General features: G+C 48.5%; 3 protein-coding genes. All 3 read right to left on the bottom strand.

Annotated features, from left to right (window positions below; translation table 11 throughout):
• Nucleotides 1-65: 65 nt before the first annotated feature.
• The 3 genes from QMG91_RS07785 to QMG91_RS07775 are packed head-to-tail and all read right to left on the bottom strand — an operon-like array spanning nucleotide 66 to nucleotide 25700.
• Nucleotides 66-8846, bottom strand: coding sequence for a non-ribosomal peptide synthetase (locus tag QMG91_RS07785; RefSeq protein WP_281830104.1), 8781 nt, complete (start codon nucleotides 8844-8846; stop codon nucleotides 66-68).
• Nucleotides 8839-20667: a non-ribosomal peptide synthetase gene (locus QMG91_RS07780; protein WP_281870220.1), complete on the bottom strand. Its 11829-nt coding sequence runs from the start codon at nucleotides 20665-20667 to the stop codon at nucleotides 8839-8841. Before QMG91_RS07780 ends, QMG91_RS07785 begins: the two co-directional genes overlap by 8 nt.
• On the bottom strand, nucleotides 20667-25700 hold the full coding sequence (locus QMG91_RS07775; RefSeq protein ID WP_281830099.1) for a non-ribosomal peptide synthetase: 5034 nt from the start codon (nucleotides 25698-25700) through the stop codon (nucleotides 20667-20669). Before QMG91_RS07775 ends, QMG91_RS07780 begins: the two co-directional genes overlap by 1 nt.
• Nucleotides 25701-25756 lie beyond the last annotated feature (56 nt).

The following is a 25756-nucleotide window of genomic DNA, read 5'->3' as shown; positions in this document are numbered from 1 at the left end:
CTGAATAACTGAAAGCTTTAAGCCCTCTCAACTTCACGTTTAGAGGGCTTTTGTTTTCCTATTCCCTAGTAGCTCTGCAGCACTTCAATCATGGCTTTACTCCCTTCATTATTGAGAATCAAATAATGGTCTCCATTCACAACCTGACTGGTCATGTTCAAAAGACGTATTTGCCATGAAGCCAGCATTCTTTGTTGCTCTTCTTCTTCATGTTCAGAGGCATAAAATAGGCATGTAGGATTACTGGCTTTGTGTGTGGAGCGATAAGTTGCCAGCGCAGCCGCATTCTTTTGGCAAGTAGACACTACTTTTTCAAGATATTGTTGAGTCTGTTCACTGGCTTGAACGTGCCCTTGTTGGGACAAGGTCTTCACAATGTCTGATACTGAGCTTTGAGAGTTAAGCAGCCCTTCAAGTTCTGGATACTGCTGGATGATTTCACTGACAAACACCCGATTGAGTTCTTGCTGGTCGGTCTCCCTTTGTCCATCCAAAGCAGGAGGATCAATCAAAACCAGCTCAACAGCAGGATCGAGGTTTTTCGCCATTTCCAGTGCAATAACAGCACCAAATGACCAACCGATAACTCTGCTAACTTTCTTACCCTTCAAGGTGTTATGGTAATGCTCTGCTAAGGATTCAATCGTAGATAGAAACTCACGTTCATCACCTAACAGTGGATCACGAAGAGTTAACACCGTTCGATTTTTCGGATAGTTTTCTAACCAGTATCGATAACCAGAAACTTCACCGCCAACGGGGTGAATCACAACATCAATTTCATCATCATCTGGCACCAAACTGTCAGACTGAGCTCCACACTCTAACTTCTCAACAAGACGATCAATCGAGATATTGTGGTTCAGTTCTGCCAGAGAAAATTGGTTGGGAAATGTCGCATTAAGCTCATCAAACAGATCCAGAACCGTTAGTGAGTCTCCTCCCAAATCATAGAAACACACGTCCGCTTCTGTATCGCTTTCGTCCATCCCCAGCACCTCAGAAAAGATGCGGGTGAGTTGTTCGCGCACATTAGAGTTCGCAAAGGCAGATTGCTCAATATTTGAAGTCCGTTCAGGCTTGCTATTCAAACGATGGAAAAACGCCTGTGCGAATTTTGGTTTCAGCGGAGAAACGTAAATTACCCTCTCACCACTTTCAACCGCTCGCTCGAATACCCTAACGCCCTCCTCTGGTGTGATGGCAAAAGCCGTGTCTTCTACTGCTTTCGCCATTCCCGTCTTTGCCCATGTTGGGAAGTTCAGAGAAATATATCGAACGGTTCCAGATTGATTCTCAGACGCCACAAGTTGGTTTAAAAACGTATTCGCCGCGCAGTAATCCGTTTGTCCTGCTACTGGATAAACCGAAGACATAGACGAACAGAACGCGACAAATTCAGGATGATATTGGCGCGCTGAATTTACGATGTTTTGCGCACCCGCTATTTTGGCGCTCTGGCTCGATTCAATGGTGCTTGCGGTTGCGGAGTGCAACATAGCGCCCCCAGCAGAACCCGCGGCATGAACGATGCCCGTTACCTTACCAAATGTGGTTGCGACAGAATCGATAAGCGTATGCCACTGCTCGGAATCACTGACGTCGCATTGAACAGTCTGAATGCCAGGTTGAGTTGAAAGTGAAGAATCGCTTGCGCTGCGTGATACGGAGATCACCACGTTATTCTCATTAAGACTGCTTAGATACTCGCAAAGATGTTGCCCTATCCCACCTGTCCCCCCAGTTATGATGTACACACCTGAGTCAGGCATCGCCACTTCTTTATTTTCAAAGCGATAGGGTTCACTTTCAAAGCGGTATGCTTCATTTTCAAAGTGATATGGCTGATACGTAGGCTTCCAAAGGTAGCGTCCTCTTAAGGCATAAAGGTTTATGTGCTCTGCACTCTCTTCAGTTTGCTTTTTCATTCGTTCAAACAAGGTGGCAATTCCTGCTGAAAGCTGAGAAGTGGACGCCGAATCAGTTACATCCAAGCACATCATTGACAGATTGGGCTGTTCAATCGTTACTGTATTCGCCAAACCTAGAACGGTACTGCTCTCTGGTATCAGGGCTTCATCCCCTGTCACATCAGCAACGCCCTTAAGCAGGCAAATCAGAGAGACTTCCATATTTTGTGGTGCAGATAGACAAGCCTGAATAAGTTCCACACCTTGCCAGAGAGGATTTTTTTCATCGACACAGTACAACACATTCACACGGGTATGATTGGCACTCAATGCTTCCAAAGACGCTTTAAACGCCTCAATATTGGTCACCTCAACGGTGTTGGCGTGGAACACTTCTGAAAGATGAGGGCAATGAGTGAGTTCTGAGTTGTAAACCAATGTCGGCAGATCCGTTTCTTTCTGTGACACCTTCGTCGCTCTTTGCCAGCACTCCTCTCTGAACCAGTCTTCAAACTCTGCGCGTTCACTGGGTTCTGCCGTTACTGAACGATGATAGAAATCACTCAGATAAGGCTTTTTGTGGAACTGCGTAAGCGGCAGGCTACCCGCAGAAGGAGGATTCTCTGCATCATAAGATCCGAGAATCACATGGGCATTTGTTCCTCCCATACCAAAGCTACTGACGCCGGCTACTCGGTTGTTGCCATTCCATTTGTAGCTGTCTTTGGTCAGTAAAAGACCTGCTCGGGAAAAGTCGATGTCTGGGTTCGGCTCGTCATTCCAAGTACCCTTTGGCAACTCCTCTCGATAAAGAGCAAGCGCAGTGCGGATAAAGCCCGTCACACCTGCCGCGCTGCCAAGGTGTCCCATCTGGCTTTTTGTCGAACCTATTAAGCACTCGGGGCTTTGCACGCCTTTGCTTCGATTGCGTTCAAACGCATGGCTGAGCGCTTCAATTTCTATTGGGTCGCCCAGTTTAGTGCCTGTGCCGTGTGCTTCGATGTAATCCATCTGCTCGCTAGTGACACCCGCATTTTTTTGCGCTTGAACGATGACGTCTGCCTGCCCTTTTACGGAAGGAGCGTAAAAGCTGACTTTATCCTTGCCATCGTTATTGACTGCACTGCCTTTGATTACCGCGTAAATTCGGTCACCGTCTTGCTGGGCTAAATCCAATCGTTTCAGTACCACCATGCCAATGCCATTAGCAGGCACTGTGCCGCCAGCGTGTTTCGAAAACGGTTTGCAGTGACCGTCTTTCGATAGGATCATCCCCTCTCGATAGGCGTATCCTTCCAGCGTATCCAAATCTGCATTTACCCCGCCCGCCAACGCAATATCGCACTCCTGAGTTTGAATTTGACGACACGCCTGGTGAATCGCAACGAGGGAACTGGAACAGGCTGTTTGAGAGGTGACCGCAGGCCCCGTCAGGTTGAGGTGGTAAGCGATCCGAGTCGAGATAAAGTCCTTCTCATTCAGCAGAGATAAAGCGTAGTCATCCAGCTTTCCATCGCTGTTTCTTAAAACTTTGCTGCCATAGGTGTTATCACTGGCACTCATAACCACACCGATAGGGTTGGCGTTGCTCCATTGAATACCCGCGTCTTCCAAAGCATGAACGGCGTTCATCAGCGCATGGCGTTGCTGCGGATCCATCAACTTGGCGTCGTGCTCTGAAATACCAAAATATCCCGCATCGAACGCATCGACACCTTCCATACTTGAACGGACGGAAACCCAAGATGGATCGGTATTGTCATCCGGTTGTTCTATGCGCTGAATGCATTCTTCACCACTTTGAATCACACGCCAAAACGCCTCTAGATTGTCGGCGTTGGGTAAGTTCACCGCCATGCCGATAACCGCTATATCACTGGTTTGAGACGGAGAATTTTGAATATGTGATGCCGATACTGGCGTGGAATTTTCGACATGTTCGGTAAGTTTGCGAATACTGGAATGGGCAAACAGATCCACCAGCTTTATCGGCGGCGTCATCTGACCGAGTTGGTCATCTTTGATGATATGGCTGTGCGCTTTCATCAATGATAAAGAGTTAAATCCTGCTTCAAAAAAGTGACTGTCCGGGTCGATGGAGCGACCAAGCAGCTCATTGAAAATAGAGTGTATTCGCTGCCCAATCGACGAAGCCATCTCACTTTGATTACTCACCTCTTTGGTTGCCGTAAACCACTCCTTAGGGACAGGCAGCGCATCACGATCCAGCTTGCCATTAGGCGTTTCTGGTAATGCATTGATGGCGACAAATAGCTTCGGCACCATAAAGTCCGGCAGTTGCTGAGATAAGACATCGATGTAGCGCGTTTTGTTTTCTGCCAGCTCTTCAGAACCCATCTGACAATACGCGATTAGTGTTTCCATTCCTTCTGAGTTGGATTTCAACACCACCGCGCACGCTGCGTTGGTCAGTACATTGGCTAAGGCGTTTTCTATCTCACCCAACTCAATCCGATAGCCGTTGAGTTTCACTTGCTCGTCGTTTCGACCGCAGTAAATCAGTTCGCCTTGCTCATTCCAATAGCCAAGATCGCCGGTTTTGTAGAGCCTATGAGTTTTCCCAAACACATTCACTCGGACAAAACGTTCTAGAGTGGTATCAGGCTGATTCAAATACCCATTCGCTAACCCGTTTCCGCCTATATAAATTTCCCCTTGAACACCGACAGGACAGGGTTGAGCGTATGGATTTAGCACATAGATAGCCGTGCCGCTGATCGGCTTGCCAATGGGCACTGAAGCTAGCTTAGAATCGGAATGGAACGTGTCTTTGTAGCGATAAGAGTACGTAGTGCACCCTACCGTGGCTTCGGTTGGCCCGTATTCATTAATGATTCGTGCATTGGGCAGCGAATTTGCGATACGTTTTGCGGTTGTCGCATCGAACACTTCTCCACCAATGACCAACGTGTGATTGGTCAAAAGCGGTTGTTCTGAATCCAAGTAAAAACTCAAGGCTTTCAAATGGGTCGGCGTTAGCTTGAACACTGCTGGCTCTGAACTCGTCAGCGCATTAAGAATGGATTGGATTTCATTGCCATCTTGCTCTATCAACGAAACCGTTTTGCCTGAAACAAGGGGCACTAATAAGGTGGTAATCGTGGCGTCAAAGTTGATTGATGAAGACACCACCCCTCGCTCAGCGTCGCTGTAATAATGATGGGTGCAATGCGAAAGGTAGTTGAGTAGCGAACGGTGTGATACATCGACACCCTTGGGCGTACCCGTCGAGCCTGACGTATAAAGCACGTAGGCTCTGTCTGTCTTCATTTCCGCGAGATTCAGGAATTTATCAGGCGCGTTCAGCCCACCGAAACCCTGAAGTAGCTGCGCGATGGTTTTGAATGAGCAGTGGTGTTGAAGTGCAGAATGCGCGCCTCCGATCGTGAGCGCCACCCCAGACATCTCAATCATTCTCTCCAAGCGATCACTTGGGTAATCAGGATCAAGAGGAAGGTACGCTGCGCCCGCTTTCAGAATTCCGAGTATCGCAAACAACACCTCGGGGCTACGATGAAAACTTACCCCAACAATACTGCTGCCGTCTGGTTCAACATATTCTGCTAACACTTGCGCAATACGATTGCTCTGTTCGTGCAGTTCGTAGTAAGTAAGCCTTGCTTCACCGAGTTCAACCGCCAGAGCATCAGGCGTAACCGATGCCTGATAGTCAAACCATTCATCAAGCCGCTTCCAAGGCAGGCTCTCCGTTTGTGGCTGTTCACTCCGCCCCATTTGCTGTGTCATCTGTTCTTGATTAAATGCGGGCAATAAATGAATCGCAGAATTCGGCTGCGTGGCAAGATTATTCAACACAGCAGAAAACGAGCGCGCAAACTGGCTCACCAGTTCAAGATTCAGTTTGCTGCCTTGAAATTCCAGTACGCATTCGGCTTTTTCATCCAAGTCGGTCACAAACAGTGTGAGCGGGAACTTGGCTTCACCAGAAAACAGCGTTTTTGCAGTGAGCGCCAATCCATCAAGATTCAGTGCTTGAGTATCGGTGTTTTCCAACACCAACATGGCTTCGATGATGTCCTGGTTTCGATCACGGTGAAGAGCAGCCACTTCACCAAAGTCTATCTCTTGGTGTTTCTGGGTTTGCACCACCACTTGATTCACCAAAGCCAGATACTTGTCGACACTCAACCCCGAAGGCATATCCACCTGGAACAAACAGGTGTTGGCACACATGCCCACCAGTGATTCGAAATCTCCGCCCTCACGGTTAGCGACTGGAGAGGCAACGGACACACGATCTTGCTGAAAGTAGCGGTTTAAAGTCAGGCTGAACGCTGCCAGAAGAAGGCTGTATAAGGAGATGCCTTGTTGTTTAGCGCGAAGTTTTGCCGTGCGCCATAAGTCATCATCCAAAATGATTTCATGCGTGCCATCGGTATTATTAGATTGGCAAAGAGGTGCATTTTCACCAAACAACGTGGGTGGAGAGAGTTTGCTTTGCTGCTGCCAGAATGCTCGCGCCACTTGAGCTGAACGGCTTTGGTGGTACTGCTGACGCTTAACGCTGAACGATGCGTAAGAAACGGGAGTCAACCTTGATTCAAACAAATCCTCGTCGTCATTTTTTGCCAAAGAGCGATTCTTAATGACTGAATGGTACGCTTCGCTTAACGCTTTAAACAGTACATTGACACTCCAACCATCAATCACCAAGTGGTGAAAACACAGCACCAAGTAGTAGGTATTTTTATTGGTGGATTGGGCAATGGCTGCCCGACACAAAGCGTCGTTTTCAATATCGAATACCGCGTTGGCGACATTGTCCAACTTATGGGTTTGACTTCCCAACCATTGGCACCCGAACAGAGAATCTTCGTAGTCGCGTTCAACTACTTCAATTTGACCGTCGCTCTGAAGAAAGGCACTTCTCAGCGCGCCGTGGTGTTTCACGGTGAACTCCCACGCTTTTTTAAATGCATCAACATCCAACTCACCTTGAATTTCAAAGTGATATGGAGCGTTGTACGCCACCGAGCTTGCATTCAAATATTGCAACAGTACCAAGCGAGCCTGCTCGGGGGAAGCCAAATAGCGAGAACCGTCTTGCTTTTCTGCCGCCCATTCTGCGCCTGCTTCTTGGGGTATCAAAGCTTGCTGCTCGATCTGTTTCGCTACAGACAACAATGATTCGCTCGACATGACATCGCCCACGCTGAGTGAACAATCCCACTTTTCACGCAGCCTAGCCACCAGTCGCATGGCTTTCAGGGAATCACCACCACATTCGACAAAGCTTTCATCCAAATTCGGTTCGCTTGTCAGATGCAGAACCCCTTTGGTCAATGACATAAAGTACTCACCAGACACGGGGGCTTGCCGAAGTAACTCTGCCCTCGCGCTTATCACACGGTTGTCAGAATCGGTGATTTCTCGGTTTTCCATCTTACGAAGTTGGCGTCGATCGAGCTTGCCGTTTTTGTTCAATGGAGGATTGGTAATTGCAAAATATCGGTGCGGCAACATGTACGCAGGCAAATGCTGCTTTAAGTGGGTTCTCAGCGACTCCTTACTGGCGTCACTTTCTAATACCAGATAAGCGTAGATGTCAGTTTCCTGATCTTTGACAGGCACACAGGATGCGTGCATTACGCTTGGGTGTGACTGAAGGACTTGTTCAATCTCGGTCAGCTCAATTCGATGCCCCCGAACTTTGACTTGTTGATCTTCCCGCCCTAGAAATTCGATCTCGCCAAGCTCGTTAATTCGTCCCAAATCGCCACTCAGATACGCTTTTTCGTTCAACCATGGGAGAAATAGGAAACGTTCTTCGGTCTTTTTCTGGTCACCAAAGTACCCTTTTGCCAAAGCGGGGCCGGTAATCGCAATCTCCCCAATTTCACCGGGTTGTGCAAAACGATTTCGATCAACCATGATATGAATCTGCGTTTGGTTGATACCTGTACCAATGGGTACGCGACCAGATTCAATGTATTCAGGTAATCGCTCAGGCAATATCGGATGACACGCACTGAACGTGGTGCACTCTGTTGGACCGTATGCGTTGTATAAGTGCGCTTTTTTGGTTTTGTCTGCATCAAAAAAATACGCTGCGTTGGCAGGAACGAATGCCTCTCCCCCCACCAATAAATGTTGAATGGACGCCAGCGCCTGTGGGTCTTCCAACGCCATCAAATTGAACAGACCCGTCGTCATAAAGGCAACGTCAATTTGAGAATGTTTTAACTTGCTGGCAAGCAGAGCCGGGTTAAACAAAGATTCTTGATTCACGACGACGATGGTCGCGCCATTAAGCAATGCACCCCAGACTTCAAAGGTTAACGCATCAAACGTTGGGTTGGCCAAACACCCTACCCGGCTGCCCAGCTCAATCGGCACATAGTTCGGCTGATGGACCACGCTTTGAATACCCGTACACAGAACCGACACCCCTTTGGGAACTCCAGTTGAACCCGAGGTAAAAAACAGACACGCCAAGTCTTCACAGTTGTTTGCGGAACAAAGAGGCATGGGCACATCAAGCGTATCAATATGACTTAGCCACTCAGTAAACCCTTGCTCGATAGGGCTTATAGCGACTGTTTCTTCCTTGTCAGACTCTTGCACCCACTTGGAGAGAATCGTTGATTCAGACACCACAGTTTCGATACCGCATTGCTGGTACAACTCCTCGCGCCGCTTTTGAGGCGTGCTTGGCTCGATGGGTACGTAACACACACCCATTTTCACTGCTGCCAACAATGTTGTCACCAATTCGATGGAACGGGGCAAACAAACCCCAAGGCGATCGCCCGATTTAATACCTAAACCATCAAAATGAGCGGCTAACGCATCACTTAACCTGTCCAGCTGAACATAAGTTAATTCTCTTTCACCGTCTTCAATGGCAAGGTGATCAGGGTGAGAAGCGACTATCTCTTCAAACAACTCAATCATCAGATAGCTCCTTTTCGATCATTGCAGCCACATCGTTGATGTAAGGCGGCTCCAGTAACGTTGAATGATCCCCTTTGATGGTTTCAACCCTGAGCAACGTACTCACTTTGGAAGACCAGAATGCCTCCATCAGCCCCAAGTGCTCGTCGTCTTTGTCTTCGGTTGCCATCACCAATAGTGTCTGGGCGTTGGACACTGCCAACCTAAGAATTTTGATCGTGGCTAAGTGGTGGTTATAGAGTCGGTGGTAACGGGCGATTTGTTCGTCCTGAATACCCGGATACATCCCGTTATACTTCACCAGTTTTTCACGGAAAACATCGGCAGAAACAGGCGCGATCATCGCCAGCACTTCTGGTTTTTCGGTGGCTTCGCTGTCTAGCACCACCGCAGTGGAATGGTTGCAGCCTCGCTCTTTCATCAGCCTCGCCATTTCAAACGAGACAATGCCACCGTAAGAAGCTCCGACAAACACATGCGGCATAGACAGCAAAGGCTTAACTTGGCTCAGGTAAAATTCCGCCATTGCCTGAACGGTGGGCAGAAAGTCTTCATCAGTGTCGACGCCTTTGGCTTGAATGCCGTAAATCCCGAATTCTTCTGGCATCGCTTTGGCAAACGGCAAATACCCAAATGCTGTCCCCCCTGCAGGATGGATACAGATGACATTTTTGCCGTTCTGGCTAGGGCGAAATTCAATTACGCCATGCGGCCAGGACGACGAAGGCGTTGCGGAGTCACGTTCCCCTTTCTGCGTTTGCAACTGCTGGCGAACCAGACCACCCAAGGCTTCGATAGTTGGGTGCTTAATTAGGTCAACTACCGGAATCCTTACGCCAAACTGTTTCTCCACAAAATGCATGACTTTGATGGCAGAAATGGATGATCCACCCACATCAAAAAAGTGGTCACGAATACCGATTTCTTTTTCCAGTAAGATGTCTCGCCATATTTGATACAGCTTCATCTCAATGTCGTCACGAGGTGCTCCCGTATTGACCTGCCGGTTGTTGCTGTTTTGCGCTATGGCGATCAGTGAGCGCGCATCTACTTTTCCATTCGGTGTTAATGGCATCTCTTCCACATTCAGCCAGATGCTTGGCACCATGTAGCTAGGCAGCGTGTCGATAAGTTGCGCTTTTATCCGCTCTAACTCTTCATCGTTTGAATTCGAAGTCAGCTGGACCGCCGCAAAGAGTTGTTTCTCCGTCGCCCCATCCAACGTAGCAACGTACGCAGCTTCCACTTTAGGGATAGAAAGCAATCGTAATTGAATTTCAGAAGGCTCCAGCCGTTGACCGCGGATTTTGACCTGATGGTCAACGCGCGATACAAATTCCAGCTGCCCATCCTGGTTGTAACGAACCCGATCCCCAGTCTGATAAAGCCTTTCTGTACGACCATTTTCAAACGAGTGGTCGGCAAACTTCGCCTGCGTTAAGTCGTCTCGACCAAAATAGCCCTTGGCAATGCCTTTGCCCCCTACGTAGAGCTCTCCCACAACACCTTTAGGTAACAATTGCTTGTGCTGATTGAGCACATACACAGTGGAATGGTTGGTTGCTCTGCCCATTGGGTAATCGGGCTGTATCGCTTGGATATCGTAAGTTGCACATATGGTGGCGTTTTCCGCCGGTCCGTACACATTCACCAAATGCTTTGGCTTGCCATATTCGAACATTCGCTCCACCACACTGCCGTTAACGGTCTCGCCACCAAACAGCAGGTAATCAACTGTAGTGAATAAATCAGGCTTCAACTCCACAAGTTGATTCATCAAGGCCGTTGCCATACAGAAGGTTTTGATGTTGTGGCGGGCAATCTTGTCTGCAAAGACATCCACATTGTGGATGTCTTCATCACGCAGAATGACAGTAGTTGCGCCGTTAATCAGCGCGCCCCAGATATCGAAGCTGGATGCATCAAACGAGAAACTGCTGACTTGCCCGACCGAGCTATTGGCGGGAATAGAAACGAAATTGGTATTTTTAAGCAGCCTGACGACTCCTTGATGAGCAATTTCAACACCTTTCGGCTGACCCGTTGATCCGGAGGTAAAAATCACCATGGCACTGTCTTGTGGGTTGCGACGCGCGCTTTCAAATTCGTTCTCGGAAGTAGCGCTCATCCAGTCTGAAAGCCGGAAACTAGGGAGTGCATTGTCACTTTTTGCTATCTCAGCGCTGCCGTCTGTCAGCAGGCATTGAACGCTTGCCAGCTCGGCAATCAATTCGACTCTCGCTTGCGGATGTTTGGCGTCCATGGGAACGTAAAGCCCCCCGACTTTCAGCACCGCCAGCACGCCGACCACCATTTCTGCCGAACGTTGAACACATACTCCAACGCGGTCATTTTCTTTAATGCCCGACGCTTTTAAATGTCGTGCCAAGGCGTTAGTTACGTTATCCAGCTCTCGGTAACTCCACTGCCTTTCCCCATCGATCAGCGCAATTTGATCGGGAGTTTCTCGGGTATACTGCTCAAACAGTTCATGGATGGAACAATCTGGAATGGGATTCGTACTGCCATTCAGAGTGGACATCAGTTCTTCTACTTCTGAAGCTCCCAGCAATTGAACGTTTTGCAACGCGGAGGTTTTATGCGTTATGAAGCCATTTAAAATGTTGTTGAGATGTTCCATCAACTGGGTCATCTGCCAATCTGCAAACAGAGCACGATCGTATTGCAGCGACAGCTCTAACCGCGAATCCTCTGCATCTCGCGTTTTGAAGGCTTGCAGCGCGAGCCCAAAGTTGGTCTCCTCCTCTGCTTCAACCTTGTCCACACTAAAGCCGTTCTTAACGGTTTGCTGCTCTGAGTGATTAATCGGGTAGTTTTCAAACACCACAATGCTGTCGAACAGATTACGCCCTTTTACCGAAGACAGGCTTTGAATCTCGTGCAGAGGCAAATATCCATGCTCCTCCGCTTCAGCGAAGCCCTGCTGCAACCCTTTCAGCCAGTCTAATACCCCTGTTTGACGCTCAATCTCTGCCACAACAGGCAAGGTATTGATGAACAAACCAACCATCGACTCCGACCCGGCTAAGGTTGCCGGACGCCCCGAAACGGTGGTGCCAAACACCACCTGATTGTCACCAGAGTATGTCGATAACAGCCACGCCCACGCCCCTTGCAATACTGTGTTTAAGGTGCACTGCGCTTCTTTCGCCAGTGATTCCAACTGACGTGTAAGATCTGCATTCAACACAAGAGGCACATTGCCTTTGCCTTGAAGGTTTTCATCCATTTTTTCGTTGAACGATTTGGTTGGTAGTTGGGTCGGCTCTTCAATATCACCGAGCTTCGCTTGCCAGAAGCAGCGGGCAGAATCGGAATCTTGCTGCTGCAACCAATCTACGTAGCGCCTGTAAGGAATAGAGTCGTCGAGATTTGAGTCTGTCGCCGAATCAATTGAGGCGTAACACTCAAACAGCTCGTGCATCAAGATGGGCATACACCAGCCATCGGTCAGCGCGTGATGGGTAGACCAGACCAGTTTCCCCTTGTCTTGTTCAGTTTGGAGCCAATAAAACTTGGTCTGAGTGGTATCACTCAGTTCAAAGCCAGAAACTCGCTCTTCTTTCTGGATGGTAGACAATTTGTCATGCGCATCAGACTCACTCATTCCAACCAGATTGACTGCCTGCCATCGCAAAACCGCCTGATCCGCGACCCTTTGGTAATGACTGCCATCAGAACCCAAAACAAACGAGGTTTTGAAAATATCATGGCGATGCAGTACCTTTTCCCACGCGGCTTTGAGACACTCTCCATCTACGTGATTGAGAGACAGCGTAAGTTGGGTGATGTAAGCGTCTCGCTCCAACTCGCTGTGATAAATCATGCCTTGCTGCATGCCAGTTGCCGGATATACATCCAGAAAGTTTCTGTTTTGTTTTTCAAGCGCCTGTAGCCACTGGTCAACATCCGACTGACTGAGTTGTAGGCAGTGGAAATCTGATGGCGTTTTTCGAATTTTTTCTTGCTCGCAGCAATGTTCGATAAGGGATTGTAGGTGTTCAATGTAGCTCTGAGTCAGGCGAGCGACTTCTGCTTGATTGATAACATTGGCGTTGTAATCCAAGTCTATCGACAGCACACCATCAATGATGCGTCCGTTAAAAGACAAGGCTCTAGACATCATCTGATTTTGCGTGCCATCATCGGTTTCAAACCCCGTCACCAGTGACAGGCTCTGGTCTTCCGCGCCAGACTCTCCGCTGGATATTTGCCCCAAGAAGTTGAATAAGATATCTGGAGACTGAGCGTTTGCATCAAGCTCGGAGGAGTTATCTTTTAGCCAGCCATACGCCAGCCCATGTTGAGGAACTTGACGAACTTTTTCTTTAATTGCGCAAATCACATCGCCTAGTGTCGGATCATCAGACACCAGATTGAGTGGGTAAATTGACGTAAACCAGCCAAGGGTTTCGCTCAAATTCAGGTCACAGCCTTCCGTATGGCGACCGTGAGTTTCAAGAGCAAGAGAAAGACGTCGAATTGTATGATTTGATGATCCTTGATTGGGTTCTTCGGTAGACAAGGTTTGGAACAAAGCTGCAAGCAACAAATCCTGAGTTTGCGTCCCAAATGCTCTGTTCGCTTGGCTAGTTAGCCGTTCAGTGTCGGCTGAATTAAGAGAAAGCCGAACGGTTTGGGTATCGATGCCTGAAACAGATTCAAATCTCGGTCGTATTTGCCTTTCTTCTTGCTGCCAGAATGCTATCTCCGATGCGCACCAAGATCTTTGTTGATTGAGTTCAACCCATTTCTTAAAGGTAACAGGCTTAGCCGCCAAGGTAAGCGGTTGCTCGTTATCATGCTGCGCAACCAAAGTTTGTAGATCATCGAGCAGAATTCGCCAGGACACTCCATCCACCACTAGGTGATGAATAACAATGAACAGCTTGGCATGACTGGTTCCTGCTCCAAACAAAGCGAATCGGAAAAGAGGACCATTTTGAGTATCCAATTCTGTTTGGATCTGATTGCATCTTGCTGTTGTCAACGTGCTGCTCTCGCTCAGAGGTTCACTCGATACAACAGATTGGAAGTCCATGTTATCCAATGGCTGGAAGATCCCCTGCCACTGTTGTTTTGATGATTTTTTACCTTCAAGAGAAGTCGCTTCGAAGCGAAGCCTCAGCACATCGTGCCTTGTCACCATCACTTTAACGATATTCAAAAGAGACGCGTGATCGATTGTGCTGGAAACGTTCAGGAGCACCGATTGATTAAAGTGGTTTCGTTGTGATTCTTCACGAGCGAACTGGAAAAATTCACGCTGGATCGGCGTGAGTGACACACTTCCTTCACTCGCTTTTTGTTCTTCATCTGGTGTGTCGAAAATAGCGACATTCGCTAATTTGGTTACAGTTTGTGTTTCAAATAGCTGCCGAACAGAAAAGTGCACGCCATTAGCCGCACAACGCGAAACGCTTTGCATCGCCGAGATGGAGTCTCCACCAAGGACAAAGAAGTTATCATTGGCGTTCACCACTTCCAGATTGAGCAGAGATTGCCAGACCTCTGCGATAACGATTTCTGCTTCCGTCTTGGGCGTTTCGGTTTTGGATTGACTATTTTCAACCTGAATTGCTTTGGCTTGAGGCAAGGCATTTCGATCAATTTTTCCATTAACCGTTAATGGCCAGGATTCTACACATGCCCAGGTAGCCGGAATCATATAATCCGGAAGTTGATCTGCCAGTTCTTCACGAACGCTTGCCAACCACTCAGATGGGTTATCAACGCTCTTCTCTGGCTGAACATACGCTTGCAAACGTGCATTTTCATCTGCCCAGACTCGTGCAGATGCCACTCCAGAGGCTAAACAAATGGCGTGTTCAATTTCGCCCAGCTCGATACGATGCCCTCGAACTTTGACCTGATCGTCAGCCCGCCCAGCAAACGTTAACTGCCCTAAGTGATTGAGACGGACGATATCGCCCGTTTGGTAGAATCGCTCTGTTAAGCCGTTCAGCGAAACAAATTTCTCTTTGGTCAGCTCGGGTGAACGTAGGTAACCACGCGCCACTCCTTCCCCCGTCAGATACAACTGACCATACACGCCATCAGGTACGGGATTGCCAACATCATCCAAAATCACACATTGCACACCTCCAATAGGGCAACCAATCACACTTGGGTCATCACCCTCTTGATATTCGTGTACCGTTGTACAGACGCTGTTTTCAGTAGGTCCGTATTCATTGAAAAGGCGAGTTCGCGTTACAAATTTTTGAATCAGGTCTGGATGAGTCGATTCCCCCGACACCACAATTCTCGGGATCAATGCCTCATCCTCATTGGTATTCAGCTCTTTCAACAACGCTGGGGGAATATACGCCACTGCATAACGGTCTGGTTGATATAAGGCTTCACTGAGTGCATCCAAATCAAAACGAACCGATTCAGACACAATATGCAGCGGTCTGCCACTTGCGAGTGCCCCCCATATACTGGCCACAGAGGTATCAAAGGCAAAGTTGGTAAGATACAAAAAGCCCGCATTGGGATGCAGTTCTTCTGAATCCAGATCCAGATAGCGCTGCTGATTCTGTATGTAATTTGCCACACCTTGGTGTTCGACCATCACGCCTTTGGGTTTACCCGTCGACCCCGATGTGTGAATGACGTAGGCAAGTTGATTAGGCAGAACCGTTCGTTCGAATGCTAAGGACTCACCCATTAAATCGTTGTGAGCGATTTCTATAAGCTCTGAATTGTTTAGCCCCGATAGCTTACTTTGGATCAGAGCTTGTTGGGAAAGAACAACTTTCGCTCCGCAATCTTGAATGATCTGCTCAATTCGCGCCGCTGGCTGACTGGCATCGACAGGAACGTACGCGCCGCCAGCTTTCACCGCCGCTAACATAGCGACAATCATGTCTATCGAGCGTTCAAACACCAAAGCTACAGGTTCTTCAACGTCTACCCCGTGAGACACCAATCGGTTCGCCAAGTGGTTGGATTTTGCATCTAAAGATGCGTAGCTAAGCGTTTCGCCGCCATAAACCAAAGCTATGTGTTCAGGGTTGTTGGCAAGTGAGAGTTCAAACAGATCCAGTAATGTCCTGCAAGGCGCTGCTGGAGCCTCAGCAATGAGCCTTGGCTTCGCGAGTGCGTAAGATTCGATGGTTCGTTGCGGGTTCTCTGCCACTTGATTCAATAGACAATTAAACGCGTCTGCCATTGCCTGAACAGACGTTTCGGCAAACAGATCAGTGGCGAAATTCCACGAGAAATCTAGGTGATGTTTGGATTGGCGGACACCTAAAGTCAGGTCGAATCGTGCTTCTGTCTCCGTAGGTGCGACTGCCTCGGCATCTAAACCCAGCAGCTCGACCTGTTCCAAATTGTCTTGCTCGATCGATAACATCACTTGAAACAACGGGCTGGTGTTTAATATGCGCTTTTGTTTCGCCAGAGTAATCATGCGTTCAAACGGCAAGGACTGATGCTCAAAATCTTCCAAGATCTGGCGGTGATTCCGAGCCAACAAATCGTCAAAATTTGAGTACTCATCTACCTGAGTTCGTAAAGGTAAATTGTTGACGAAAAAGCCAATCAGCCCTTCAAGCTCAGGGCGTTCTCGGTTGGCTACGGGCGTTCCAATAACAATGTCCTGCGTACCAGAGAAACGCGCCAGTAAGACAGAAAAGGCAGTATAGAGCACATTAAACAACGTGGTCTGGTGTTCTTTGGCGAGGTCAGTCAGCCTGTCACTGGTTTGACTGTCCAACCTTGTCACCAGACTTTTTCCTCGGTGACTTGGCTGGGCAGGTCTTGGGAAATCCAGCGTCAGGCTGTGTTGCTCCGGTGCTCCATCCAACCTTTGCTGCCAGTAAGCTTCTAGCGATTTGGCAATGCACGTACCTTTGCCATATCGTTCTCGCTGCCAAAGGGCGTAATCGGAAAACTGGATGGGCAAATTTGGCAATGGCGAATCGTGGCTCTCTTTAGAAAACTGCTGATAGAAATGGTTGAGTTCCTCAATAAGAATACTCAGTGACCAGCCATCAGCCGCTATATGATGCACCGCAAGATACAGGCGGGTGTGATCTTCGCTGATTTTCGCTAAACCCGCTCGAATCACTTCCCCTTTTGCCAAGTCAAATGGCACATCCACTATGGTCGTTTCCAACGCCGATAGGTCGGATGGGTTGTCCACCGCATCCACCCATTGAATTTCGACATCACGCGGTATCACTTGCTGATAGTCTATTCCGTTTTCAGAAGTGATGTAGCCAGTGAGCAGCACCTGATGACGTTGAATCAGCGCGTTGATTGCCTGCTTCAAAATGTGAAGATCAGGTTCGCCGTGAAGATCATAGATCAGTGGGATCGCATAAAAACGTCCATGAGCGTCCATTTTGTCTAACGTCCACAACCGTTGCTGGGAATACGACAGTGGCGCGCTCATTTGTTGTTTTGCAAGGATTGCTTCATCTTGTGTAGCCGGATCCGATGAACGTTGTTCATCAATCAACTGCGCCAGCTTTTCAATCGACGGAGCATCGAAAAGGACTTTCAGCGATAACGAGACGCCAAAAAGAGTTTGAATTCGGCTGACCATCTTGATGGCAAGCAACGAGTGACCACCCAAGGCGAAGAAGCTCAGCCCAATGTTGCTCACCTCGGTTTCCAGCAACTCCGACCAAAGTGCGGCAAGCCTTTTTTCAATCTCGGTGGATGGAGATTTTCCTTCTGCCTCTTCACTGAGTACTGGCAGAGGCAAAGCACGGCGATCCACCTTGCGATTGTCGGTCAGTGGGAACACAGGCAGAACCACAAAGTAATGCGGCACCATATATTGTGGAAGAGATTGCGTCAGCGTTTTGGTCAGCCTTGGCACCAATTCAGACTGGCTGGTTTGGCTTTTGACATACGCCACCAGTACTTGAGAAGCTTGATCGGCTTGAGCACCTTGACCTTCTGGGTCGTCACCCTTCAATGCATTGATCGATACAGTAGTAACCAAACTTTGCTCAACGTCTTGATGTTGACGAAGCTGGTATTCGATTTCACCTAATTCAATCCGAAAGCCGTTCACTTTCACCTGAAAATCTTTACGCCCGACGATTTCTATCGTGCCGTCTGGTAGCCAACGCCCTAAATCCCCAGTTTGATACATGCGCTCTTGGTGTGACACAAAAGGGTTATGGGCGTATTTTTCTGCCGTAAGTGTGGGCTGATTTAAATACCCTCTCGTGACGTTGTCACCGGAAAGATACAATTCTCCTACACAACCAATCGGTTTTTGTTGTCGATGATCGTCCAACACGTAGTAGCGGTTGTTAGGGAAAGCTGCCCCGACATGGATTTTTTCGACGTCCAGATGCGTTTCTGTGCCTGAGCAATACACCGTAGTTTCGGTAGGTCCGTAAAGGTTGTAAAAGCGAGCATCGCTGTCGAGCAACTTGTCATGCAACTGCCTGCCAAGTGCGTCGCCTCCGGTCAGCATTTTTAGCCCTTGGTATGGCATCCAGCCATCATCTATCAACATTTGCCACGTGGAAGGTGTGCCTTGCATAACGGAGATTTTGTGGGTGCGTTGACACTCTGCCATCAAGGCAGGAGAACGCGTCTGCTCCCAGTTCATCAGCACCACTTTTGCGCCAAACATCAGCGGCAGATACATTTCGGTGACGTGGATGTCAAACGCTGGCGGTGCAATCGATGCCACCACATCGTCTTCTTCAATACACACCACCGATTGAGTGGAGAACAGGAAGTTCGACACGTTTTTGTGCTCGACCATCACCCCTTTTGGTTGCCCTGTCGAACCGGAAGTGAAAATCACGTATGCCAAATCGTCGGCATCTGTGAGGACGCTGACTTCACTCGGGTTTCGCGCCGAATAGCTGTCCAGTGCTTTCCAAGTTTCATCGCAAGCCAGATCAAAAACCTCACTAGCCGAACAACCCTCAGGAGATTGGCTGCCCGCAAGAGTAATGCTGACATCTGCCAGCTCAAGGATTTCGTTTAGTCGTTGAACAGGATGGTTCGGATCCAGAGGTAAGTATGCTGCGCCGCTTTTGAGTATCCCCAGTATTCCGACCAATGCCGACGAAGACCACGCATCAATCAGACCAATACATTGGTCACTGCTCGCCCCCCGAGCAATCAGAAAATGGGCAAGTTGATTGGCTTTTTTGTTGAGCTGAGCATACGTAAGCTGCTCTGTACCTGTTTCCCCCAGCCACTCACAGGCGATGTTGTCGGGGGTCTTTTTCACCTGCTGCTCAAACATATCAACAAAGGTGTGATGGTTAGGAAAATCGCGGCTGGTTTCATTCCAGCCTTCAATTTTTTGCTCCACCTCCAATGAGATCATCGGCAATTGATGAACATTCTCACTGGGGTTCGCGAGTACACCTTGAATTAGGGTAAGAAAAGCATCTTGCAGAGCATCCATGGTTTCTGCTCTGAACAGGTTATCTGCGTACACCCATGTTGCTTCTAGCTCTTCACCTTTATCCATCACATGAAGTTCTAGCTCGAAGTTAATATTGCTGCGTTCAACACTGAGGTTTTCTACCTCGCTACCGTCCAGATCGAGAGCAAATCCGCCGTCTTCATGCAACGCAAACAAGATTTGAAGGATGGGCGCGTAACTGCTTTTTCTCTCGTGACCTAGCGCCTGAACAATGCGTTCAAACGGAACATCTTGGTAGCGAAATGCCTCTGAGAGCGTGGTTTTGGATTTTTGTAACAGTGAAAGGAAGTGGTCGTCTTCGTCTAGCCCAATTCGTAATGCTAAGGTGTTAACGAAAAAACCGATCAACGATTCCGTTCCGGATACCTGCCTGCCTCCAACGGGTGTACCAATGATCACGTCAGAGCGTTCCGTCCAGCGCCCAATTAGCAAAGCAAACAGGCTGTGAAGCAATGTAAATACGGACACTCCTTGCTGCTGCGCAAAGGCTCTCAAGGTTGCCGTCAGAGATTTTTCCAACTTTTGGCGACAAATGGATCCCGAAAATTCTGGCGTTGCCGGACGCGGGTAATCCGTCACCAAGCTATTCAGTTCCTCGGCACCTTTCATTTTCTGCAGCCAGTATTGCTCGCTATGTTGGTGCGGTTCTCCAGTTGCATCTTGTTGCCACAGTGCATAATCGCCGTATTGGTAATCCAAGCTTGGAAGCGATTCCGATTGCTGCTTGAGTGCCAAATTCAACTCGTTAAAGAACAGAGAATAAGACAAGCCATCAAACACCATATGGTGAAAAACAAACAACAACAGATGATTGTCGTCTTCAGTACATGGCTTGGTGACAACTCGGAACAAAGGTGACTGTGCCAATGAAAATGGTCGACTGGCTTGCTGTGCCATCCATGATGAATCTGACTGCCACTCCTTGGGTTGGTCGATTTCAATGGTAAATGGAAGATCGGTTTTTGCGGTTTGGTACGGTTCGCCCTCTTCCATCAGAAAGCAGGTCGACAGCACACTGTGACGTGAGACAACAGTCTGAATCGCCTGTTCTAACTTCTGAATATCGGGAACTTTGCTCAAGCGAAAAGCGGTCGCCATGTTATAGGGTGCTTTCTCACCGTAGAGCGATTCAAGGTAGAACAGCCTTTGCTGCGCCGAGGTCAGAGGAAAACGTGTTTTGTCTGGACGTGGCTTAGGTCTCGAATCCGATGAGGTGGTGTGCATTTCCAGAAATGCCATCACTTCAGGCTTGTTCTTTTTGAGCAGTCCTGCCAGTTCCTTGCTTAGCCCGTTTTTCGCTTTATATTTCAGTGCCCCATTTTCCAGATACAGGTGCACCCCCTGAGACTTGGCCAGGCGAATCAGTTCGTGTGCCATTATATTTCGCCCTCTTCCATCACATCCATGTCGTCGAGTACATCGTCGGTTTGTACCGCCAAAATGCTCTCGATGTAACCTGAAAGTTCGCGAATGGTGCCAAACTCAAAGAAGTCACTCATTTTCAGCTCAACACTGAATTCCATACGCAGTCGCGCGATGATTCGCATCGCCAAAAGCGAGTGTCCACCAATAGAGAAGAAGTTGTCCGTAACACTGATTTTGGGCAGTTCCAAGCATTCCGACCAGATGGACAGCATGGCGTTTTCCATCTCGCTGCTTGCTGCTTCAAACGTGGTGTCTTCTTCAAATGGGGATGGCAGTTTGCGCTTATCCAGCTTGCCTTGTTCGGTCAGTGGCAGGGATTCAAGAATCAGTGTCGCACTTGGGCGCATGTACTCTGGCAGAGACTTTTTCAGCGACACCCGAATCTTCCTCGCCAGTTGTCGCTCGTATTTGGTGGTGTTGTTTTGCCACTGTGCGACCTCGCTTTCAACCAGCGTCACGTAAGCGTAAATTGCGCCCTGACGGACGATCACCGCCGCCTGAGCCACTTCATCATGGTCTTGCAAATGTGCGGTAATTTCCCCTAGAGAAACACGGAACCCACGCACTTTAACTTCGTCATTCAGGCGTCCGAGATATTCTAATTCCCCAGATGGAGACCAGCGCACCTGATCCCCCGTTCGATACCATCTGGTGTCTACGGAATCAGGCACAATGTGTCCCTGAACAAATCGTTCTTGAGTCAGTTCTGGCTGGTTAAGATACCCATTAGTGATGCCTTTCCCGCCCATTACCAGTTCACCGGGCACCCCGATTGGCGAAGGTGTACTCACTCCAGTTCCTGCCTGATTAACCACACAGGCATAGGCGTTGGCAATAGGTCGACCAATGGTGGGCGTTTGTGGTTCTAAAGCTTGACCTGCAACCTGTGGGACGAGCTTGGCGAATGTGGCATCAACCGTGGTTTCAGTTGGACCGTACAAGTTGTAAAAATTAGCGTTAAAGCCTTGTGGGAAGGTAACCTGCCCCAAAGCATCGCCTCCAACAAGCAAAGTTTGCAACGAATCTGGCCAGATAAATTCCGACGCACAGACCGCTTCTAACAGCCCTGTTGGTAAACAGCAATGCGTGACCTGAGCTTCACCCAATTTTTGACTGAGAACAGAAAGATCGTCACGTTCCTGATCATCCAGAATCAACACCTGCCCGCCCGCCATCAGAAGTGGGAAGACTTCTGCCATAAAGGCATCAAAACCCGCAAACGCCAGACAGGTTCCTGTACTTTCTGGTGTTAAGTTGAATTCATCAATGTGCCAGCAGCATTCGTTATGAAGAGAAGACATTGGCACGTCTACCCCTTTCGGCACGCCAGTCGAACCAGATGTGTAAAGAATGTAGGCGTTTAGGTCGTGTTCGAACCTTGGTGTTTTCCACATTCGCGACGTTTCATGATGTGTAAAGGCACTCTCAATCGGAATACAAGTAACGGATGCTTTGCTTTCAGAAATACTTCCCAGAACAGCGGATATATCAGCATCTTGCAGTATAAAGGCTTGGCGCTGAGGTGGCAGGCTCGGTTCGATGACCACAGCACAAGCGCCAAACTTGAAAGTGGCATACATGGCAGCGATCAGTTCTGGAGAACGACTGGTGGCAAGACCGACTCGCTCTCCCGGCTGCACGCCCGCTTTATCAAGCTCAATAGCCAGTTGATTCGAGGCAAGTTCAAGCTGAGCATAGGTGTAAGAGTGGGCACCAAATGCAAGTGCAATACTATCAGGGTTCTGCTGCGCAGCGCGTTCGATCGCCGCCACCAGCGACAGCTTGCTATATTTCGCTTGCACGGCATTGGAAAGCTGCGGTCCTGTTCCCCACTGCTTATCCATAAGTGTTTGCTGACGGGGGGTTATTGCTGTCAGACGATCAATCGGTTGATTCGACACCACTTCGAATCGATTGACTAAATCCAGGAACAGGTACTGAAAACTTTCTAAGAACAAGGCGATTTCTTCAGCGGAATAGACGTCGCTGCGGTACTCCCAAAGGAAGTGTACTTCCCCGTCTTTGTTGAAGGATTTTCCTCTTGGCACCACTAGGCAGTCTAAGTCGAATTTCGACGTTTCTGAGATCATGGTTTCGTCTTTGTGCCACTTCAAACCTTCAATTGGCGCAACATCAATTGGGGTATCGTGGAACCCAAGCAACACATTGAAAAACGGGTTGCTGACCGCACTTCGGTCTGGGTTCAGCGCCTCCACCACTTTGGTGAAAGGCAACTCTTGATTGTCTTGTGCCTCGTCTATGGTTTGTTGAGTTTGTTCAAGCAGTTCACTCAGTATAGAAGTGCTATCTAGCGATTGACGAAGCACCAATGTATTCACCAACATGCCCAGCACACCGTGCGAGTTTTGCCAGTTTCGGTTGGCGAACGCGGAACCAAATGTCAGATCGCTCTGCCCTGAATAGCGCCACATCGCGAGATACAAAACGGCAGAGGTAAAGGCGAACGGGGTAATGCCTTGCGCCCCACACAATGCTTCCATTGCTTGCCATTCTTTCTGGCTAAACACCATTTTCTGATGACCACCTGAAAACCCAAGCGCGTGGGATTGCTTACCAAACAACGGAACGCCCTGAGGGCAGTTTTCCAGCTTTTCGCACCAGTATTTCTTTTGCTTTTCGGCTTCGTTAGATTCCAACCAACCCTGCTGAGCCGTATGAAAATCGTAATATTGCGCCACTGGTTCTGGTTGCCACGGCGTACCGCTGGAACGAGCACGATACGCATCCATCATCTCGCATGTGAATTCGCTGCCGCTCCAGCCATCATGAATGATGTGGTGCTCCTGATGCATCAGAACATGGTCATCGCCTGCAAATCGAATCAAGACAAATTCCGCTAACGGCAATTGGGACAGATCGGAGATACCCGGAAGATGTTCTGCCAGCACGCGGTTGATCACTTCGGTTTTGTCTTGCGAATCGGCTTCTACCACCCTGAGTCTGTATTGGATTTCTGGCAGTACCCTTTGGCGAGGTTCTCCCTCTTCTTCGATGAAAATAGTGCGGTAAATATCGTGTCGGGCATACACATCGTTCAGTGCCGCTTCTAACGCGGGCACATCGAGCTCACCTTCAAAATGAATTGCTGCTTCGGCGAGGTATGCTTTGCTGTCAGGTTGTTGCTGCGCCATGTACCACGCCACCAATTGCTGGCTTGAAAGTTCAAAGGTATCTGGGCGATGTTTGGAAATGGAAAGGGCTTTAGACTCCGAACCGTCATTCGCAATTGTTTCATTTTCTTGTACTAATCCCAACACACCTGACACTGTTGGGTTTTCTCTAAACTGGCGCATAGAGATGGCACAGCTGAAGGTCTGATTAAGCTTGTTGATCAGGCGAATGGAGCCAATAGAGTCACCTCCAAACTGGAAGAAACTCTCTCCTTCATTCAGTGTGCTGACAGCAAGTTCCGACAAGAATAATGCTGCTATGGTTTCTCGATTGTTTGCGGAATCTGCCTTTAGAGTTTTGGCTTTATCGGCGTAGTCGCCGGCATACAATTCGTGTAGAGCTAGGCGATCAACCTTGAGGTTGGTAGTAAGTGGTAAGGTATCTAGTTTGATAAAACTAGAAGGTACGTGGCTCTCTGGAAGCATTTCGGTAAGAATATTTCGAACAGATTTCTCATCGCCAGTCCCGCTATAAAAAGCAACCAGATACTTACTTCCATCTGAGTGCGTCGGAGTAACAAGACAGGCATCATCAATCGTATTTAACGTCTTGAGGGACTGTTCAATCTCTTCCAGCTCGACCCGATTTCCACGGATTTTGACCTGATGATCATAACGCCCATTAAAATGGAGATTACCCATTCCATCTTGCTTGACCAAATCACCTGTCTTGTACCAAGTCCGCCCATTTTTATCGGTCACAAATGCCAGTTCGGTTTGCTCATGATTGTTCACATACCCGAGGCTCAACCCGACACCTGTTACCCACAGTTCGCCCGATTCACCTTCGTTTGCCTGACAACCTTGCTCATCCATCACCATCACTTGGGTATGCTGAATCGGCTGCCCTAAATTGACAGGCTGACCATTTTCGACCTGATGGATCGAGGTGCAAATTGACATTTCCATTGGACCGTAGCCGTTGAATACACTGCACTTGGTTGACCAGTGCCACAGCAGTTTTTCATCAGACACATCACCTACCGCGGCTAACGATTCAAGTACGTATTCTCGATCACTGTTCACATACGGAAGCATCGCCGAAGGCAAGATGGCGTGCGTAATTTTCTTTTCAACCAGATAAGACGACAGCGCCTCTGGGTCGGTACGTTGGTCTTCCGATATGATCGACAGCTTAGCCCCATTTGTCAGCGCCATCAGCCATTCTAACGTGGCGGAATCGAAACCTAACGATGCGTAATGCAGCATGATCGAGTTCGGAGAGATACCCATTGTTTCGCTCAGTGCCTCACAGGTATTCATTATGCCCTTGCTGGTCAACATTGCGCCCTTGGGCTTACCCGTAGTACCAGAAGTGTAGAGAATACAGGCGGTATCAAAGTGAGGGTGGACCTGAGAAAGCGGCTTGATGGTGCTGTTCTCCAGAAGAGAATCGATATGAAAAGCGCGTTCAGGAGAAAAGTGAGGGGCGATATTGTCGGTAAGAAGAATCGAGCAACGAGCATTTTCAAAAATATACCGCTGTCGCTCTGCTGGATGTTTAGGGTCAATGGGTACATAAACCGCCCCCGCTTTTAAGACTCCCAACATGGCGATGATCATTCGATAGCTTCTGTCTGTTACCACTCCGACATGAATTGGCGCGGATCCAATGTTCTGCTCAACCAAGCAATGAGCAACCCGGTCACTAAGCACATCGACCTGTTTATAGGTCAAAATTTCGGCATTATCTTCTATGGCTATGGACTCTGGGGTTTGCGAGGCGAGACTGATAAATTGTTTTACTATTGAATGAGTTAGATCTTTTTGTTTTTTATTATTGATTGTAATCATCTGATAATGCCTAAACTTTGATACAAAAATTTACATATTCTTATACGACATCGAGA

It is taken from the genome of Vibrio nigripulchritudo, assembly GCF_027924785.1.
In the GTDB taxonomy this organism is placed as follows: Bacteria; Pseudomonadota; Gammaproteobacteria; order Enterobacterales; family Vibrionaceae; genus Vibrio; species Vibrio nigripulchritudo.
Note: the sequence above shows the minus strand (reverse complement) of the source record. Positions and strands in the feature narration are given on the sequence as shown.

Excerpts from the sequence above, each read along its gene's own strand:
- QMG91_RS07785 (WP_281830104.1), bottom strand. The coding sequence starts at position 8,846 with ATGATTGAGTTGTTTGAAGAGATAGTCGCTTCTCACCCTGATCACCTT.
- QMG91_RS07780 (WP_281870220.1), bottom strand. The coding sequence starts at position 20,667 with ATGGCACACGAACTGATTCGCCTGGCCAAGTCTCAGGGGGTGCACCTG.
- QMG91_RS07775 (WP_281830099.1), bottom strand. The coding sequence starts at position 25,700 with ATGATTACAATCAATAATAAAAAACAAAAAGATCTAACTCATTCAATA.